The following is a 17750-nucleotide window of genomic DNA, read 5'->3' on the forward strand; positions in this document are numbered from 1 at the left end:
CCTTATGCCCAATACCGGCTAAAACCTTATCGCTATTTTGCGCTTTGCCGCAGATAGTCCAGATACTGCTCGCGCGTCACGCTTCCCGCCTGACGGCTGAATTCGTCAAACGAGCACGCCGGCGCCAGACCGAACTCGGCCAGCGCGTCGGCGCGTACGCGATCGTTATACAGTAAATCCAGCGCCGCTTTCGCCGCCGGATCGTCGCTAAACCAGCTCTCCGGCACGCCGCTGTAAACGCCATTATTCAGATAGTCGCGTCCCGTGGTCAGCCGGGTTTCCGACTCCGGTTTCGACAGCGTGCCGCAGCCCCAGCTCAGTTGGTAAGATCGCTGCCCGCCGCTGTTCGTGCGGAGGCCGTAACCGATCGGCAGCAGAATATCCTCTTCGCTCAGCATCTTACGTCCCATATATTCATAACGGCCGCGCAGAAAGTTATCGTCCATCACGCTTCCCGCATAATCCGCCAGCGGAGCCTCGATGATTTCCTGCAGCGCGGGAATGCGGTTATGGGTGATAAACCGCCAGGGACGAACAAACAGCGGTACGGTCATCAGGCTGTTCCAGATACTGTCGGCGCAAAACAGACCGTCTTTCCTCATCCTGCGCACATCGCCAATGACCAGCACGTATCCTTCGCGATACAGATCCAATTCGACTCTGAATATTTCCCCCGGCTGCGCTTTATGACGCGGGTTCCTCATACGCAGCAGGCGCTCCAGCTTGCGCGCATAGTCGACCGGCAGGCGTTGCGCATACCGCGCCAGCCAGCGCTGCATGTCCGCCCGGGTAGCGATCTGTTCGCAGCCGCGAATCGGCAGCGCCGCATAAGTATGCGGGTTAAACACTCTGATGCCGGCGGGCGCGGCGTCGGTTTTAAGCCCGATAGAAAAATCGATTGTCTGCGCCCTCGTCTTTGAGATGCCGGTATAGTTGAGTTTTTTCTCCCTGCCGCGCGCCGTGGTCGGTAAAATCACCTGCCGGTCGCGGGTCAGAATATGCAGGTCGGCCTCATGATAAGCGTGGCTGTAGACGGCGATGCTTTTTTTGACGATATCGCCCTCCATACAGATAAAATATCCCGCTTTTAACTCCAGGATATCCCAGTTATCGTCCAGCAGATTCAGTCCAAATAGCGGGCGCAACGTATTCGACAGCCAGCTGTCCACACCGGTGACTGGTTTGATACTCATTTAACGCTCCCTGGTGATTCCCGCTTATGTCTGTTTTTCTCCCGGGAAGCACCGGCGCAATTACGCCGCTTCCGCGGCAGGGCAAAACAAAGGGGGTAAATGGACATTCAGATTATCAGAAATACCGGGCATGTCAGCACGCCGGGGGAGAACGCAGTCAGCGCACGAATCGGGATCAGGCGCAGCAAGGCGGTCGGACTTATCCCTGACCGGGGGACCAGCAAAAATGCGTCCGCAACGCGTGCTGCATGGAAAGCAGCGGCACCGACTGGTGGGATTGTTCAGGATAGATATGCAGTGTAACCGACAATGCCGGCAGGCGTTCGCGCAGTATCCACGCCAGTTCGCGCACGCCGTCCACCATCCGGCGCTGATGGCGATGCTGGCGCAGCGCCTTACGCTGTTTATCCGGCAGCGCCATTTCCCACGGCTCCAGCGATTGTTCATATTCGCCCACCGACAGCGCCAGCCCGGCCGGCAGCGCCCGTCCCGGCGCCAGCGACTGCGCGGCGCACGCCGCGGCGTGACGCAACAGATACTGGCCGTTCCACCAGACCGACGGACTGGCCGCATAAAAGTGCTGAAAGTCGTCCGGCTCGCTGAGCAAGGTATCGACGGTAAACAGGCCGCCGTAGGAGTGGCCGAATAGCGCGCGCCGGGCAGGATCGATCGGATAGCGGCTGGCGATCAGCGGCCGCAGTTCGTTGCGCAGGAACTGACGGAATCCGGCAGCGTCGCCCGCCAGACCGCCCGGATAGTAACCGCCGAGCGGATTAGCCTCCGCCACCAGCGCCTCCACGGCCGGACGGTAGTCGCATTCGCGCCGGGTCGGGCCATCATAATCAAGCGCCACCACCACGCCGGGCTGCATACCGCAGCGCGGGCGCGCCAGCGCCTCCATTATGCCGACCGCCAGCGGAAAATAGCGCGCGCCGTCGAGCAGGTAAATCACCGGCCAGCCGTCGGCCGGCGCCGCCGTCTCAGGCCCGGGGACAAAGGTCATCAGGCGATAGCGACCGCGGGTTGTCGGGGTGATGATTTCATCCTGGGTATTCGGTAACTGGTACACCGGTCCTCCTGCGCTAAAAGCACCACCGTAGCCTGCCGAAAAAACGCCAATACCAAAATCCGGCAAGAATAAGCGTCATAAGCGCCTGGTAGCCTGAGCGGTATTTTTTATTCAGGCATAAATAAAAAAAGGCAGCAGCATAATGAATGTCAGCGGCGCCGTGGTTGACCTTATATCATCGACCATGAAGATACGATAAGCATCACAAGCCGTCTTCACCTCATCGCCATCAACATACTGCTCTTGCTTAAAATAAGAAAAGTAAGCAATATTAAAAAAACAGAACAGGGCGTAAATAAAACTGAACGTGAAATGTTTCCCGTTCATTCGCTCACTCCCATTATTTTCGCAACGTATTTTCTTCTCCGGCATATTCTAAATAATTCGCCCCGCGGAACAAAACGTTATCGTTTTGAACAACGCAACGCGTCGACCCTTTATGGAGGAAGCCCGGAGACGAGCTGAATAATTGAGCGCAGCCAACGCACCGGCGATTTGCAGGATGATGAATATATACGCCTTACTGCAGGTATATTGGCTACGCTAAATTAAACGATTATCCGCGGTTCCCTGCGCCGGTTGGCGACGCAGGGAACGGCTATCAGAAGCGGGTGTTCAGACTGACAAAGAAAGTTCTGCCTGGTTCATTGTAGGTCGCCGCCCCGGCGCCGGCGCCGTTGTCATTAAGACTTTGCGCGTTCCCCGCCCGGAACTGGCGTTTATCGAACAGGTTCTCCACCCCGGTCGTTACGCTGACGTATTTATTGACATCGTAAGTCCCGCTCAGGCCAAAGACCGCATAAGGGCTGACCTCATGCCGATCGTAGCCTGACGTCTCCGTTCCCTGATAATTGTATTTTTTCGGTTTCTGGCGACCATACCATGTCATATCGGCCAGTAAAGAAAGGTCTTCGGTGGCCTGCCAGCTGACCGAGGAGTTCAGGGTAAATTGCGGCGTGATCGACAGTCGATCGCCAGTCGTTTTGTTTTTCGACTGCAGCATCCAGGTAATGTTATTGTTCCAGCTAATGGTCTCCGTCACGGGAATATTCAGCGTGCCTTCCAGTCCTTCCAGCAGCGCTTTAGGTACGTTTTCCCATTGATATATAGTGGAGTTAGCGTAGCTTCCCGTTCCGCCGGATGCCGCACCCTGCGAATGAACGCCTGATTCAATCTTATTGCGGTAATCATTGCGGAAATAAGTGACGCCCGCCTGATAGCCGTCGCGCTTGAACTCAATACCGACTTCCTTATTAATACTGGTTTCCGCTTTGAGATCCTCGTTGCCCATCAGGTAGCAGGAGCCGCCGCCGTAGCAGCCATTACCGCGGCTATACAGCAGGTAGTTGGGGTTAAGCTGATAAAGGTTAGGCGCCTTATAGGCCCTGGCGATCCCCATTTTTAGAGTGAAATCCCCGCCCAACTGCTGGGACAGGTTTAACGACGGACTCCAGTTATTGCCGATCATGCTGTGATGATCGAAACGCAGCGCGGGCGTCAGCATCGTGCTATCGGTCAATTCAATATTGTCTTCGGCGAAAACAGAAGCGATACGGGCCGAGATTTTGTCGCTGCGGTTGGCGTCGCTAATAGAACCGATACTGCCGCCTTCGGTGGTGGTTTGCGTATTGGATGCCGGATCCTTCATCTTCTGTTCAACCCACTCCACCCCAACGGTGGCCGTCTGGTTAAACAGCAATTCCAGCGGGATATTCAGTTCGCTGTGGGCGGTATAGGTATCCAGCTTGATGGTGGCGTAGTCATTGCCCGTCGGCCTGCCGGCAGGACCGCCCGACAATTGCTCAAAAATACGGGTATTGTGCGTATTTTCATACTGCAAGTAAGAAAGCGCGCTAATGCCGCTATCCCAGTAGCCTCGGTGGGTAACGGAAAAATTCTGCCGGTACATACGGTTGGTTTCCTGACCGTACTTATCCAGCGATGTGCTGTTGCTGTTATTGTTTTCAGTATCGCCGGCGTAAATATTGCCCTGACGACTGGTACCGGCCTCAAACTCCAGCGTTTGCTGCGGCATAAACTCCCAGCGCAGCAACCCATTGATGTCCTTGTTGCGCACGCCCTCGCGCCCGGCGGGGATCGTCGTCACGCTCGGATTCAGCTGGTGCCCGTCGTTAATATCTATCGCATCGGCCTGGGTTTTATTGATATTACCGTACAGACGGAAGCTCAGGTTATCCGTCAGCCCGCCCATCAGGCTGAAATCCGTACGTTTGGTCGCGCCTTCCGATTTGTGCTGCGGCGCGTTCATATAAGCGTTCCAGGTACCATGCAGTTCCTGCGTGGGCTGTTTGGTAATAATGTTGACCACCCCGCCCGCGGCGCCGTTGCCGTAGCGCGCCGCCGCCGGACCGCGCAGCACTTCGATGCGTTCGACCATATCGGCCGGCACCCAGCTGGTATCGCCGCGAGTATCGCGCTCACCTCGCCAGCCATAGCGCACCGCATTGCGGCTGGAAACCGGCTTGCCGTCCACCAGAATCAGGGTATTTTCCGGCCCCATGCCGCGAATATCGATCTGGCGGTTGTTGCCGCGCGAACCGCTGTTCGAGTTGCCGGAAAGATTGACGCCCGGCATAGTGCGAATAAGCTCGGATAAATCACTCGTCGGCGGACGTTTGCTGATGTCCTCCGCCGTAATTACAGATACGCCCGGCGCCTGACGGGTTTGCTCCGCGGCCGTCACCACCATCGTATCGGAAGAGCCGGCGCCCGCATTCTGCTGAGTCTCGCTGGCGGTGCCTGAATCAGTCGCCGACGTCTGCGCCCACGTCAGGAAGGGGATGGTTGAACAGCTCAACCCAATCAACGTCGCCAGGTAGTGGCGTGGTGGTAATTTCATCATTTAAAATCGCCCTGTAATAGTCGTAATCTGAAAGACGGTCGTTGCTGACTGGCGCATATGCTGACGGCGCTTAACCGGCCGTCTTAAAGATCGCGGCGCCCGTTAAGGGGAGCCCGCGCTATCATTGCTCTGTTACCGGCGGAAACGCTCTCGCCCGGAATGGATAAAGCGTGTATACCTTCCTGCAGACATACTGTACGGCAGGAGAATCGCCACGACGCGCTGCGGGCCACCAACGAAAAATGCTACTGATAAGTATTTGCATTACCAATTTGGCGTAGCCATTGTTACATTTGTTGTCTGATACCGGGTTTGCGCAAACAGCAAATTGTTTTGCAAAAGCAGCAAAATGACGCGGAAAAACCAGACAATTGAAGGGGAAATCATGCGAAATCATGTTCCGTCGTCTAAATCAATCTATAAGAATCACATCGTCCAGCAGTCCAGTCTGGTTTCCAATAACTACCGTTGCCAGGGCGTTGGGCTGATTGATGATATGCCGCTGCTGTTCGGCAGCTTTAATGTCATTCAGCTGAATCGCGACTTGATTTTACACACGGCGGATGTGGTCAATCTGCACAATATGAAAACGCAGGGCTTGCTCAATGGCGCCATCAAGCTGGCCATTGTGGTTAACGGCATCGCGCATATTACCTATGGAGATCGGTTGTTGCATCTGGGCAAGGCGCAGCCGGCCTCATTGATGTCGCTGACCGAACCGACGCTGTTTAGCCGCAACGGCAAACGAGACGAATACGAACGCACCGTATCGCTCACCTTTAGCCGCGACTGGCTGTACGGTAATTTGCTGGACAGCGTCGACGACTGGCAGGCAATTTATGATTTCACTCAGACCCACCTCGCCACGCATTTATGGACGCCTTCGCGTCAGGCGCTGGGCATCGCCTGGCAGATACTGAATACGGAAGCGTGCAGCACGCCGCTCCAGCGACTGTATCTGGAGAGCCAGTGCATGATGTTGATCATTGAAGCCTTTAGTTCGCTCACCAGCCAGGCGCAACAGAATAAGGAGGTGCCCGGCGTCACATTGCGCAACCATCATCGCGTGCAGCAGGTCAGAGATATGCTGGAAAGCGGCGCGGCCGATCAGCTCACCATTGCGGAAATCGCCAGCAACGTCAGCATGAGTGAAAGTACTCTGCAGCGTCACTTTCGTCAGACGTTCAACATGACGGTGTTCGAATACCTGCGCAACTGCCGGCTGCAGCGGGCCATGCTGGCTATGCAAAAAGAAGGGATTGGCATCGCCCAGGCGGCCAGCCTGGCGGGCTATAATAGCCCGGCTAACTTCGCCACCGCTCTGCGTCGCGTCTACGGCGTCACGCCAGGCCAGGTTAAGGATCGGTTTTGAAGGCGGTTAAGGAGAGGGAATAACGGACAATGATGAGCAAATAGCGATTATCACTTATCCCAGCGCTTACGACACGCAGTACCGTGCAACCATGCCTGCTCGCCTTTTTCATCCAGCGAGCTGAGATTTTCCAGACAAAGCAGCCCGGGGCCATTATCGGTATCAATGATCCCAATACCGATAATATCTTGCGCTTTCGCCGCAATCCGCGCCCACTCTTGTTCTGGCAAACGAATTCTTACTTTGTGGTGTCGCAGTCGTTCATCAGCCGGGGTAACCACATAACCAGTAACAACCACCGGATCCGCATATCCGGACAAAAGCGAAGGCGAACGTTTAATCGCTGACGTCACCTCCCGATCCGTACGGACAGTTTCAACGGTTAAAATAAGTTTGCCGTCAGGCTCAAGCTCGTCAACGCCGCGAAACATGGCATTTTCCGCTTTAATTTCGATGTTCTTATCAGCAAACGGGGACATCGCTACCGCCGGGGCAAGCATAAAGAGCAGCATGCTTATCACCATAAGCCCCGGTTTTAATGGAGTACGCAGCATAACAAAACAGCCCTCATCAGCATCAGACACGCCTTACACAGACATCCCCAAAATACGTCTTTCATTATTCTGCGCCGCGGCGCTTCGACGATGCATCAAAACCAGCATATTACCATCCGTTCGAAAATCGCAAAAAATCCGCCGCACCGCCACTTGAAAACAACGTTCCGGACAATATATATCCAATATTGATTATCGTTTCGTCAAACAGGAGTCCAGATTATGAATCAATGCGACAAGACTACGCCGGCGCAGCCGCAGAATATTGTCGCCGCGGCCAGTAGCGACACCGTACAAGAGATACTCAACATGCTGGCGGACAAACAGCTGCCGCCCGAAACGGCGTTGGCCAACCTGGCGGTCGCCATGTCGCACATCATGGGCGTTTCAGGCTGCCATCAGTTCTTTTTGTCTAATCCGCTGTCAAATCTGATTGTCATGCTGCAGACCAGCGGGCCGGAAAACGGCCGAATGGTACATTAATCAGGCATATTCAGGACGCGCAAGGCGCGCAAAACAGTCTGTCAGCGCCAGCTATAAAAATCGCGCCCGCGCCGTCCGTGTTTTTACCCGCGCCCCCCAAAAAAAAAGCTCCCGTAACAGGAGCTTTTTGCCGAAGGCGAATAACGCTTATTTCTTTTTCGCTTTCGGGTTAGGCAAATCGGTAATGCTGCCTTCGTACACCTCGGCCGCCAGGCCGATGGATTCATGCAGCGTCGGGTGCGCATGGATGGTCAGCGCAATATCTTCCGCATCGCAGCCCATCTCAATCGCCAGACCGATTTCGCCCAGCAGCTCGCCGCCGTTGGCGCCGACAATGGCCCCGCCGATAACGCGATGCGTTTCCTTATCGAAAATCAGCTTGGTCATGCCATCCGAGCAGTCGGATGCGATCGCGCGGCCGGAAGCCGCCCATGGGAAGGTCGCCGTTTCGTAGCTGATCCCCTTCTCTTTCGCTTCTTTTTCCGTTACGCCGACCCATGCCACTTCCGGCTCGGTATAGGCGATGGATGGGATCACTTTCGGATCGAAGTAGTGCTTTTTACCGGAAATCACTTCCGCGGCCACGTGCCCTTCGTGTACGCCTTTGTGCGCCAGCATCGGCTGGCCGACGATATCGCCGATAGCGTAGATGTGCGGCACGTTGGTGCGCATCTGTTTATCCACGCGAATAAAGCCGCGATCGTCCACTTCCACTCCGGCATGACCGGCATCGATCAATTTACCGTTCGGTACGCGGCCGATGGCGACCAGTACGGCATCATAGCGCTGCGCGTCGGCCGGCGCGTTTTTACCTTCCATCGTGACGTAGATACCGTCATCTTTCGCCTCAACGGCGGTCACTTTGGTTTCCAGCATCAGCTTGAACTGTTTGCTGATGCGTTTAGTAAAGGTTTTCACCACGTCCTTATCGGCCGCCGGGATAACCTGATCGAACATTTCGACCACTTCAATCTGAGAACCCAGCGCATGATAGACCGTGCCCATTTCCAGACCGATGATCCCGCCGCCCATCACCAGCAGACGTTCCGGCACGGTTTTCAGCTCCAGCGCATCGGTGGAATCCCATACGCGCGGGTCTTCATGCGGAATAAACGGCAATTGAATAGGACGAGAACCGGCGGCGATGATGGCATTGTCAAAGTTAACGGTAGTCGTACCGCCTTCGCCTTCTACCACCAGGGTGTTGGCGCCGGTGAATTTGCCCACGCCGTTAACCACTTTAACCTTACGACCTTTCGCCATACCCGACAGGCCGCCGGTCAGCTGAGCGATAACTTTCTCTTTCCAGCTGCGGATTTTGTCGATGTCGGTTTTAGGTTCGCCGAAAACGATACCGTGCTGCGCCAGCGCCTTAGCTTCTTCGATGACTTTAGCGACGTGCAACAACGCTTTGGAAGGGATACAGCCAACATTCAGACAGACGCCGCCCAGCGTGGCGTAGCGTTCAATCAGGACGGTGTCCAGCCCCAGGTCCGCACAGCGGAACGCCGCGGAATAGCCGGCGGGGCCTGCCCCCAGAACCACCACCTGAGCTTTAATTTCAGTACTCATCATGACCTCTTGTTTTGTTTGTCCGGCGGTCAGACGTCGTTTTATACTCGTCGTTTTCCAGTTGCGGTACGTTGGCCGCGATCGCTCGCCGCCTTCCGGCAACCCGAAATAAAGTGAGTATATGGCGAATTAATTCAGTACGCCCATCGTCCACCGGGACGCTCCCACCTTCAGCAGTTTACAGAACTGTTAATAATCTGCAAAGCACGCCCGGGCGAAGAGTGCCTCTGCGGCGCTGTGCGGATTAACGACCCGACAACGCCGACGTTAAACAAAAAGGCTGGTCGCCTGACCAGCCTTTACGGTTACATCACCAGACGACGGATATCGGCCATCACGCCGTTGATGAAGCTGATGAAACGCGCACCGTCGGCACCATCGATTACACGGTGGTCGAAAGACAGTGACAGCGGCAGCATCAGGCGAGGCGCGAACTCTTTCCCGTTCCAGATCGGCTTAATGGACGATTTGGAAACGCCCAGAATCGCCACTTCCGGCGCGTTGACGATCGGCGTAAACGCCGTGGTGCCAAGACCGCCCAGGCTGGAGATGGTGAAACATCCGCCCTGCATATCGGAAGACGTCAGCTTACCGCCGCGCGCTTTTTTGGAGATTTCCATCAGCTCGCGGGACAGCTCGACAATGCCTTTCTTATTCACATCGCGGAACACCGGCACAACCAAACCGTTCGGCGTATCGACCGCCACGCCGATGTTAATGTATTTCTTCAGCGTCAGGCGCTGGCCGTCTTCAGACAGCGAGCTGTTGAAGCGCGGGAACTCTTCCAGCGCTTTAGCCACCGCTTTCATAATGAACACCACGGGCGTGATCTTCACGTCCATCTTCTTCTTCTCGGCTTCCACATTCTGCTGCTTACGGAAAGCCTCGACGTCGGTGATGTCGGCTTCATCATGCTGCGTCACGTGCGGGATCATCACCCAGTTACGGTGCAGGTTGGCGCCGGAGATCTTCTGAATGCGGCCCAGCTCGACTTCTTCAACTTCACCGAACTTGCTGAAGTCCACTTTCGGCCACGGCAGCAGACCCGGCAGCGTACCGCCCGCCGCGCCGGCGGCCGGCGCGGACTCGGCGCGTTTCACCGCGTCTTTCACGTAGGCCTGAACGTCTTCGCGCAGAATGCGGCCTTTACGACCGGTGCCCTTCACTTTCGCCAGGTTGACGCCGAATTCGCGCGCCAGACGGCGGATCAGCGGCGTGGCGTGCACGTAGGCGGCGTTTTCGGCGAATTCGCCTTTATCCGCAGCCTTCGGCGCCGCGCTCTGCGTTTCCGGCTTAGCCGGCGCCGGCGCAGCTTCAGCTTTCGCTGCGGGCGCCGCTGCCGGCGCCGCGCCTTCTACTTCGAACACCATGATCGGCGAGCCGGTTTTCACCTTGTCGCCCACGGCGATTTTGATCTCTTTGACCGTACCGGCGAACGGCGCCGGCACTTCCATCGAAGCTTTGTCGCCCTCAACGGTGATCAACGACTGTTCGGCGGTCACCTTATCGCCAACCTTGACCAGCACTTCGGTGACTTCCACTTCGTCGCCGCCGATATCCGGCACATTAACGTCTTTGGCGGCGGAAGCGGCGCTGGCCGACGGCGCGGCGGGCGCTTCGGCTTGCGCGGCCGCAGGCGCGGCGGCGCCTTCGACCTCAAACACCATGATCGGCGAGCCGGTTTTCACTTTGTCGCCCACGGCGATTTTGATTTCTTTGACCGTACCGGCGAACGGCGCAGGCACTTCCATCGAAGCCTTGTCGCCTTCAACGGTGATCAGCGACTGCTCGGCGGTCACTTTATCGCCAACCTTGACCAGCACTTCGGTGACTTCCACTTCGTCGCCGCCGATATCCGGCACGGCGACGTCCTGGCTGGCGCTGGCTGCGGCGGCCGGTTTCGCCTGTTCTTTTTTCTCTTCCGCGGCCGGCGCGGCGCCGTCAGCGGCCTCAAACAGCATAATCAGCTTGCCGGTTTCGACCTTATCGCCAACGGCAATCTTGATTTCTTTCACCACGCCGGCCTGAGGCGACGGGACTTCCATTGAAGCCTTATCGCCCTCGACGGTAATCAGCGATTGTTCCGCTTCAACTTTATCGCCCACCTTCACCAGCACTTCGGTGACTTCAACTTCATCTGCACCGATGTCCGGTACGTTGATTTCGATAGCCATGTAATCTTTACCTCTTATGCCAGACGCGGGTTAACTTTATCGGCATCGATACTGAATTTAGTAATCGCTTCGGCCACTACGCTCTTATCGATTTCGCCACGTTTAGCCAGTTCGCCCAGCGCGGCAACCACCACGTAAGATGCATCCACTTCGAAGTGGTGACGCAGATTTTCGCGACTGTCGGAACGACCGAAGCCGTCGGTGCCCAGTACGCGGTAGTCGCTGGCCGGAATAAAGCTGCGGATCTGTTCGGCGAACAGCTTCATGTAGTCGGTCGACGCCACTGCCGGCGCCTCGCTCAGCACCTGCGCAACGTAAGGCACGCGCGGGGTTTCGGTCGGATGCAGCATGTTCCAGCGTTCGCAATCCTGGCCATCGCGCGCCAGTTCGGTAAACGAGGTAACGCTGTAAACGTCGGAACCGACGTTGTAATCCTTCGCCAGGATTTCCGCCGCTTCACGCACGTGACGCAGAATAGAGCCGGAGCCCAGCAGCTGAACGTTGCCTTTGCTGCCTTCCAGGCTTTCCAGCTTGTAGATACCCTTACGGATACCCTCTTCCGCACCCTGCGGCATGGCGGGCATGTGGTAGTTTTCGTTCAGCGTGGTGATGTAGTAGTAGACGTTTTCCTGCGCTTCGCCGTACATACGCACCAGACCATCATGCATGATGACCGCCACTTCATAGGCGTAAGCCGGATCGTAAGAGATGCAGTTCGGGATGGTCAGCGACTGAATGTGGCTGTGACCGTCTTCGTGCTGCAGGCCTTCGCCGTTCAGCGTGGTGCGGCCGGAGGTGCCGCCGATCAGGAAGCCGCGCGCCTGCTGGTCGCCTGCCGCCCAGCACAGATCGCCGATACGCTGGAAGCCGAACATCGAATAGTAGATGTAGAACGGGATCATCGGCAGGTCGTTGGTGCTGTAAGACGTTGCCGCCGCCAGCCAGGATGAGCCGGCGCCCAGTTCGTTAATCCCTTCCTGCAGGATCTGGCCCTTCAGATCTTCTTTATAGTACGCCACCTGCTCACGGTCCTGCGGGGTGTACTGCTGGCCGTTCGGGCTGTAGATACCGATCTGGCGGAACAGACCTTCCATACCAAAGGTACGCGCTTCATCGGCGATGATCGGAACCAGACGATCTTTGATCGACTTGTTCTTCAGCATGACGTTCAGGGCGCGCACGAAAGCGATAGTGGTGGAGATCTCTTTGTTCTGCTCTTCCAGCAGCGAACTGAAGTCTTCCAGCGTCGGCAGTTCCAGCTTTTCAGTGAACTTCGTCTTACGGGTCGGCAGGTAGCCTTCCAGCGCCTGACGACGTTCGTGCAGGTATTTGTACTCTGCGGAATCTTCTTTGAAAGTCACATAAGGCAGTTTTTCGATATCTTCATCGGCGACCGGCACATTGAAACGATCGCGGAAGTAACGCACGCCGTCCATGTTGATTTTCTTAACCTGGTGCGCGATGTTCTTGCCTTCGGCGGCATCGCCCATACCATACCCTTTGATGGTATGCGCCAGAATAACGATCGGTTTGCCTTTGGTTTCCTGCGCTTTTTTCAGCGCAGCATAGATTTTCTTCGGATCATGGCCGCCGCGATTCAGGGACCAAATCTGGTCGTCGCTCCAGTCTTTCACCAGAGCGGCGGTTTCCGGATATTTGCCGAAGAAGTGTTCACGCACATAGGCGCCGTTTTTCGACTTGAAGGTCTGGTAGTCGCCGTCCACGGTTTCGCCCATCAACTGGATCAGCTTACCGCTGGTGTCTTTACGCAGCAATTCATCCCAGCGGCTGCCCCAGATAACCTTAAGCACTTCCCAGCCCGCGCCGGCGAAGATGCCTTCCAGCTCATTGATGATCTTACCGTTGCCGGTTACCGGACCATCCAGACGCTGCAGGTTACAGTTGATAATGAATACCAGGTTATCCAGTTTTTCACGCGTGGCGATGGTAATCGCGCCTTTGGATTCCGGCTCATCCATTTCGCCGTCGCCCAGGAAAGCGTACACGGTTTGCTTAGATGTATCTTTCAGGCCGCGGTGTTCCAGATATTTCAGGAATTTAGCCTGATAAATCGCGCCAATCGGCCCCAGCCCCATGGATACGGTCGGGAACTGCCAGAATTCAGGCAGCAATTTAGGGTGCGGATAAGAAGGCAGCCCCTTGCCGTGTACTTCCTGACGGAAATTATTCAGTTGTTCTTCGCTCAGACGGCCTTCAAGGAAGGCGCGCGCGTAGATCCCCGGGGAAATATGGCCCTGGAAGTAAACCAGATCGCCGCCGTCCTGCGCGTTGTGCGCGCGAAAGAAGTGGTTAAAACACACTTCGTAGATAGTGGCGGAAGACTGAAAAGATGCCATGTGGCCACCCAGTTCCAGATCTTTTTTCGAGGCGTGCAGCACGGTCATGATCGCATTCCAGCGAATCGCGCTGCGAATACGGCTTTCAAGCTCCAGGTTGCCCGGATATTCTGGCTCGTCCTCCACGGGGAGGGTGTTGATGTACTGACGGACAGCATTACCCGCAGCAACGTTTACGCCTCCCTTACGGGCCTGGCCCAGCACCTCGTCTATCAGGTACTGAGCGCGTTCAACACCCTCTTCACGGATGACCGATTCGATCGCCTGCAGCCAGTCGCGGGTTTCGATCGGATCCACGTCATTATTTAAACGATCTGACATGGTGGTATTCCTTATCTTCTCTAATAAGTTAATTTACTGGTGCCTGTCGCCCTGTACTCTGCCCGGAAAGCCAAAGCACACGAAGACAGGCCCATGGTTTAATTGCCGCATTCAGTACCCAAAATCGGGCGCCTAATCCTTGCGTTGCTGGAGTCGACGTAACGATCTTTCCCGCCGGCTATGTTCCCGGTTAAGATCCAGCAATAGCTCCTCAATAAACGCCAGATGGCGGTGTGATGCTTCGCGAGCCTTCTCCGGCTCCCGGGCAACAATCGCTGCAAAGATTCCGGCGCGATGGCTGCTCACCTTCGCCAGCATTTCCCGGCTCAGGTAGAGCAATTCAAAATTCTGCCGCACGTTTTGTTCCAGCATCGGCCCCATACAGCGCAACAGGTGCAGCAACACCACATTATGCGTGGCTTCTGTTACAGCAACCTGATACTGCATGACGGCTTCGGATTCAGCGTCCAAATCGCCGGCATCGTGCGCCTGCTGGATTTGTTCGTGACACTCCCGGATACGCTGTAAATCATCGTCTGTTCCGCGCAGTGCCGCATAATAGGCGGCAATTCCTTCAAGCGCATGACGCGTTTCCAGTAAATCGAATTGTGACTCGGGATGGTTACTGAGCAATTGAGCCAGCGGATCGCTGACGCTTTGCCACAGATTACTTTGGACGAATGTGCCACCCCCCTGGCGGCGCAAAAGCAAACCTTTGGCTTCCAGGCGTTGAATGGCTTCTCTCAGAGAAGGTCGGGATACATCGAATCGTCTGGCCAGTTCGCGTTCCGGCGGCAGTTTTTCACCCGGTCGCAATGTTCCTTCGAGGATCAAAAACTCCAGCTGCTGCTCAATCACATCTGACAGTTTGGGTTGACGGATTTTGCTGTATGCCATTATGAAGTCTTCTCTGCGAATAGCGCGGAGTTAATTGGTAATACCAATTGCAAAAACGTGACGCTAAAGTAACAAAGTATTCACCTTCTGTCCATACGGGCGTTGCGCTAAATTCTAACCCCATCATAATTTAACAATTGCACAAAAAATACCCGCACGGGCGGCCCTCCGTCGCCCCCGGCAGTCGATTGCGGCGACGGCCGTTATTAACTTTTCTTAAACTAAAATTAGCCATGCTGAAGCGTTTAACCTGCGATAAAAATGAATAAAAATTCAATTTTTATGCTTATTTACCCACCCTTCCTGGCTATTTTTTCGCCGTTACGGGCGCATAAAAATAACCGAAACGTTACCGGCAAACAATGACGAAAAACCGGACGATTTTTGATAACCGCTTCATTGCGCCCGCGCGATTTCTTGTCCGAACCTGTCATAAATCAAGTGCATTCCGCTGCGCTTACCACTATTCTCTCAGCAACGGTAGATAAGCAGAAAAATTCGTTTATCGGCAGCCGTAAAAATAAAATTACACTAACCGTAAAGTAAAAAAGTCCGAACGCCGCGTCAGACGCGCCGGCGCCGGTCTTTGTTCACAATGGCAGAGGGTTATTTAATGGATGGTCAAAAACAAGCCGGTACGCTCAAGCGTGGCCTGAAAAACCGCCATATTCAGCTTATTGCACTGGGGGGCGCGGTAGGAACCGGGCTGTTCCTCGGTATTGCCCAGACAATCAGAATGGCCGGGCCTTCCGTCCTGCTGGGCTATGCAATCGGCGGGATTATCGCATTCCTGATCATGCGCCAGTTAGGGGAAATGATTGTGGAGGAACCGGTTGCCGGCTCTTTCAGTCACTTCGCCTATAAATACTGGGGCAACTTCGCGGGTTTCGCCTCCGGCTGGAACTACTGGGTGCTGTACGTGCTGGTGGCAATGGCCGAACTGACCGCCGTCGGCATCTACGTTCAGTACTGGTGGCCGGGCATTCCTACGTGGGTTTCCGCCGCCGTTTTCTTCCTCGTAATTAACGCCATCAACCTGGCCAACGTGAAAGTGTATGGCGAGCTGGAGTTCTGGTTCGCCATTATTAAGGTCGCCGCCATTATCGGTATGATTGTCTTTGGCTGCTGGCTGTTGATCAGCAACTCCGCCGGCCCTGAGGCCAGCGTGACCAATCTGTGGGCCCAGGGCGGCTTTTTCCCCAATGGCATTATGGGGCTGGTGATGGCGCTGGCGGTAATTATGTTTTCTTTCGGCGGGCTGGAGCTGGTGGGCATTACCGCAGCGGAAGCGGACGATCCGGAAAAAAGCATTCCGCGCGCCACCAATCAGGTGATCTACCGTATTCTGCTCTTTTACATTGGCTCGCTGGCTATCCTGCTGTCGCTGTACCCCTGGGGTAAAGTGGTCGAAGGCGGCAGCCCGTTCGTGATGATCTTCCACGATCTGAACAGCAACGTGGTCGCCACCGTCCTGAACGTAGTGGTTCTGACGGCTGCGCTGTCGGTTTACAACAGTTGCGTCTACTGCAACAGCCGTATGCTGTACGGCCTTGCGAAACAGGGCAACGGCCCGCAGGCGCTGCTCAAAGTCGACGGACGCGGCGTGCCGGTCGTGGCGATCGGCATCTCCGCGCTGGCTACCGCGCTGTGCGTCCTGATCAACTATCTGCTGCCGGGTAAGGCGATTGAGCTGTTGATGTCGCTGGTGGTTTCCGCGCTGGTGGTCAACTGGGCGATGATTAGTCTGGCGCACCTGAAATTCCGCCGCCAGAAAGATCGCGAAGGGGTTACCACGAAATTCAAAGCGTTAATTTATCCGCTGGGCAACTATATCTGTCTGCTCTTCCTGGCCGGCATTCTGGTCATCATGTACCTGACGCCGGGCATCCGGATTTCGGTATTGATGATTCCGGCGTGGCTGCTGGTGCTGGGTATCGGCTATCTCATCCGCCAGAGAAACCAGAGCAAGATCAACGCAGAGCAACACTAAACCGCTCCCCCGCTGGCGAGTACACCGCTCGCCAGCGTTCTCCGCGCTTATACCAGCGTGCCGTAAATCGTCAGCAGCGCCACCACCACCACAATCACCAGCGTCACTTTTTTCGCCAGCGTCACGGCGGCGCGCGGCGTCTGAACCGGATCCAGATGCGCTTCCCGCGCCAGCGAAAACTGCGCCAGTTGCGTCAGAACAAAATACTGTGAGCTGCGCAAATCGCCCAGCGAGGCAAACCATGCCGGCAGCGCTTTCTCGCCGTGCCCCAGCAGCGCATAGGCCGCGCCCGCCAGCCGGACCGGTATCCAGTCCAGCCAGTGCAGCAGGCTATCCACGCCGGAACTGGCGCGCGTCAGCGGCTGACTATTGCGAGCCAGCCACGTTTGCCAGGCGCGCAGAAAAGCGTAGCCGGCCAGCGCCACCGGACCGTAAGGACCGGCCACCACCAACCAGAATATCGGCGCCAGGTAGAAGCGGAAATTAATCCACAGCAGCGCATTCTGCAATTCAGCCAGCCGTTCTTTCTCCCCGCAGCCGGCCGGCAGGCCATGAATCAACGCCAGCTCCGCCGCCAGTTCGTGGCTGGCGTCGGCTTCGCCGCGCTGGGCGGCCTGCAGATAACGCCGGTAATGCCGACGGATCTCGCCGGCGCCGATGCACAGCAGACAAATCAGGATCCACAGCAGCAGACGCGGCAGGCCAAACAGCAAACCAGAGACCAGCCACAGCAGCAAAGCCAGCGCCACCATCCAGCCCGCGGTCAGCGCCAGCGTTAGCGACAGCGACGCTCGCGGCGCGCGACGGAATATTCGCCCGGCGTAATGATCCAACTGCCAGTGTTCCCCCTGCTTAAACAAGCGTTCCCATGCCAGCACCAGCAATAGCGTAAACAGCGTCATCGG

The 17750-nt window shown here is 56.1% G+C and carries 12 protein-coding genes and 1 pseudogene; 3 read left to right on the forward strand and 10 right to left on the reverse strand.

Annotated features, from left to right (window positions below):
- Positions 1 to 32 precede the first annotated feature (32 nt).
- The 4 genes and pseudogenes from FJU30_RS00790 to FJU30_RS00810 all read right to left on the reverse strand — a co-directional run bounded on the left by FJU30_RS00790 (position 33) and on the right by FJU30_RS00810 (position 5122).
- Positions 33 to 1193, reverse strand: a complete 1161-nt coding sequence (locus FJU30_RS00790; protein WP_223881488.1) for an immunity 26/phosphotriesterase HocA family protein — start codon at positions 1191 to 1193, stop codon at positions 33 to 35.
- 199 nt (positions 1194 to 1392) lie between these two features.
- Positions 1393 to 2262 (reverse strand): alpha/beta hydrolase, encoded by an 870-nt coding sequence (locus tag FJU30_RS00795; RefSeq protein WP_223881489.1) that lies wholly within the window; start codon positions 2260 to 2262, stop codon positions 1393 to 1395.
- Between the two features lie 13 nt (positions 2263 to 2275).
- Positions 2276 to 2634 (reverse strand): annotated as a pseudogene (locus FJU30_RS27550) (YjeO family protein).
- A gap of 229 nt (positions 2635 to 2863) precedes the next feature.
- Positions 2864 to 5122: a TonB-dependent siderophore receptor gene (locus FJU30_RS00810; protein WP_150433837.1), complete on the reverse strand. Its 2259-nt coding sequence runs from the start codon at positions 5120 to 5122 to the stop codon at positions 2864 to 2866.
- A 388-nt stretch (positions 5123 to 5510) separates the two neighbouring features.
- On the opposite strand from FJU30_RS00810, the gene FJU30_RS00815 reads away from it, so the two are divergent.
- Entirely contained in the window at positions 5511 to 6497 is a 987-nt protein-coding gene (locus tag FJU30_RS00815) for a helix-turn-helix transcriptional regulator (protein WP_150433545.1), read from the forward strand.
- 50 nt (positions 6498 to 6547) lie between these two features.
- Here FJU30_RS00815 and FJU30_RS00820 read toward each other — a convergent pair whose 3' ends face one another.
- The gene (locus FJU30_RS00820) at positions 6548 to 7051 is read right to left on the reverse strand and encodes a hypothetical protein (RefSeq protein WP_150433546.1); all 504 of its coding nucleotides are present in this window, start codon (positions 7049 to 7051) and stop codon (positions 6548 to 6550) included.
- Between the two features lie 222 nt (positions 7052 to 7273).
- On the opposite strand from FJU30_RS00820, the gene FJU30_RS00825 reads away from it, so the two are divergent.
- Complete coding sequence (locus FJU30_RS00825) at positions 7274 to 7534, forward strand: hypothetical protein (protein ID WP_150433547.1); 261 nt, start codon at positions 7274 to 7276, stop codon at positions 7532 to 7534.
- A 147-nt stretch (positions 7535 to 7681) separates the two neighbouring features.
- Here FJU30_RS00825 and lpdA read toward each other — a convergent pair whose 3' ends face one another.
- The 4 genes from lpdA to pdhR all read right to left on the reverse strand — a co-directional run bounded on the left by lpdA (position 7682) and on the right by pdhR (position 14855).
- Entirely contained in the window at positions 7682 to 9106 is a 1425-nt protein-coding gene (lpdA, locus tag FJU30_RS00830) for a dihydrolipoyl dehydrogenase (protein ID WP_150433838.1), read from the reverse strand.
- Positions 9107 to 9411: 305 nt separating this feature from the next.
- Positions 9412 to 11280 carry a pyruvate dehydrogenase complex dihydrolipoyllysine-residue acetyltransferase gene (aceF, locus tag FJU30_RS00835; RefSeq protein ID WP_150433548.1) on the reverse strand — a complete coding sequence of 623 codons (1869 nt, stop codon included), beginning with the start codon at positions 11278 to 11280 and terminating at the stop codon, positions 9412 to 9414.
- Between the two features lie 14 nt (positions 11281 to 11294).
- The gene (gene aceE / locus FJU30_RS00840) at positions 11295 to 13958 is read right to left on the reverse strand and encodes a pyruvate dehydrogenase (acetyl-transferring), homodimeric type (RefSeq protein WP_150433549.1); all 2664 of its coding nucleotides are present in this window, start codon (positions 13956 to 13958) and stop codon (positions 11295 to 11297) included.
- Between the two features lie 132 nt (positions 13959 to 14090).
- A complete protein-coding gene (pdhR, locus tag FJU30_RS00845) occupies positions 14091 to 14855 on the reverse strand; it encodes a pyruvate dehydrogenase complex transcriptional repressor PdhR (protein ID WP_150433550.1) in 765 nt (254 codons plus the stop codon).
- Between the two features lie 613 nt (positions 14856 to 15468).
- On the opposite strand from pdhR, the gene FJU30_RS00850 reads away from it, so the two are divergent.
- Positions 15469 to 16845, forward strand: a complete 1377-nt coding sequence (locus FJU30_RS00850) for an amino acid permease (RefSeq protein ID WP_150433551.1) — start codon at positions 15469 to 15471, stop codon at positions 16843 to 16845.
- A gap of 47 nt (positions 16846 to 16892) precedes the next feature.
- Here the strand turns inward: FJU30_RS00850 and ampE are convergent, their stop codons facing one another.
- On the reverse strand, positions 16893 to 17747 hold the full coding sequence (gene ampE / locus FJU30_RS00855) for a beta-lactamase regulator AmpE (protein ID WP_150433552.1): 855 nt from the start codon (positions 17745 to 17747) through the stop codon (positions 16893 to 16895).
- Positions 17748 to 17750: the final 3 nt, after the last annotated feature.

It is taken from the genome of Affinibrenneria salicis, assembly GCF_008710095.1.

What these genes read in the sequence shown, in the direction of transcription:
- FJU30_RS00790 (WP_223881488.1), bottom strand. Translation starts at nt 1,193, where the DNA reads ATGAGTATCAAACCAGTCACCGGTGTGGACAGCTGGCTGTCGAATACG.
- FJU30_RS00810 (WP_150433837.1), bottom strand. Translation starts at nt 5,122, where the DNA reads ATGAAATTACCACCACGCCACTACCTGGCGACGTTGATTGGGTTGAGC.
- FJU30_RS00815 (WP_150433545.1), top strand. Translation starts at nt 5,511, where the DNA reads ATGCGAAATCATGTTCCGTCGTCTAAATCAATCTATAAGAATCACATC.
- FJU30_RS00820 (WP_150433546.1), bottom strand. Translation starts at nt 7,051, where the DNA reads ATGCTGCGTACTCCATTAAAACCGGGGCTTATGGTGATAAGCATGCTG.
- FJU30_RS00825 (WP_150433547.1), top strand. Translation starts at nt 7,274, where the DNA reads ATGAATCAATGCGACAAGACTACGCCGGCGCAGCCGCAGAATATTGTC.
- lpdA (WP_150433838.1), bottom strand. Translation starts at nt 9,106, where the DNA reads ATGAGTACTGAAATTAAAGCTCAGGTGGTGGTTCTGGGGGCAGGCCCC.
- aceF (WP_150433548.1), bottom strand. Translation starts at nt 11,280, where the DNA reads ATGGCTATCGAAATCAACGTACCGGACATCGGTGCAGATGAAGTTGAA.
- aceE (WP_150433549.1), bottom strand. Translation starts at nt 13,958, where the DNA reads ATGTCAGATCGTTTAAATAATGACGTGGATCCGATCGAAACCCGCGAC.
- pdhR (WP_150433550.1), bottom strand. Translation starts at nt 14,855, where the DNA reads ATGGCATACAGCAAAATCCGTCAACCCAAACTGTCAGATGTGATTGAG.
- FJU30_RS00850 (WP_150433551.1), top strand. Translation starts at nt 15,469, where the DNA reads ATGGATGGTCAAAAACAAGCCGGTACGCTCAAGCGTGGCCTGAAAAAC.
- ampE (WP_150433552.1), bottom strand. Translation starts at nt 17,747, where the DNA reads ATGACGCTGTTTACGCTATTGCTGGTGCTGGCATGGGAACGCTTGTTT.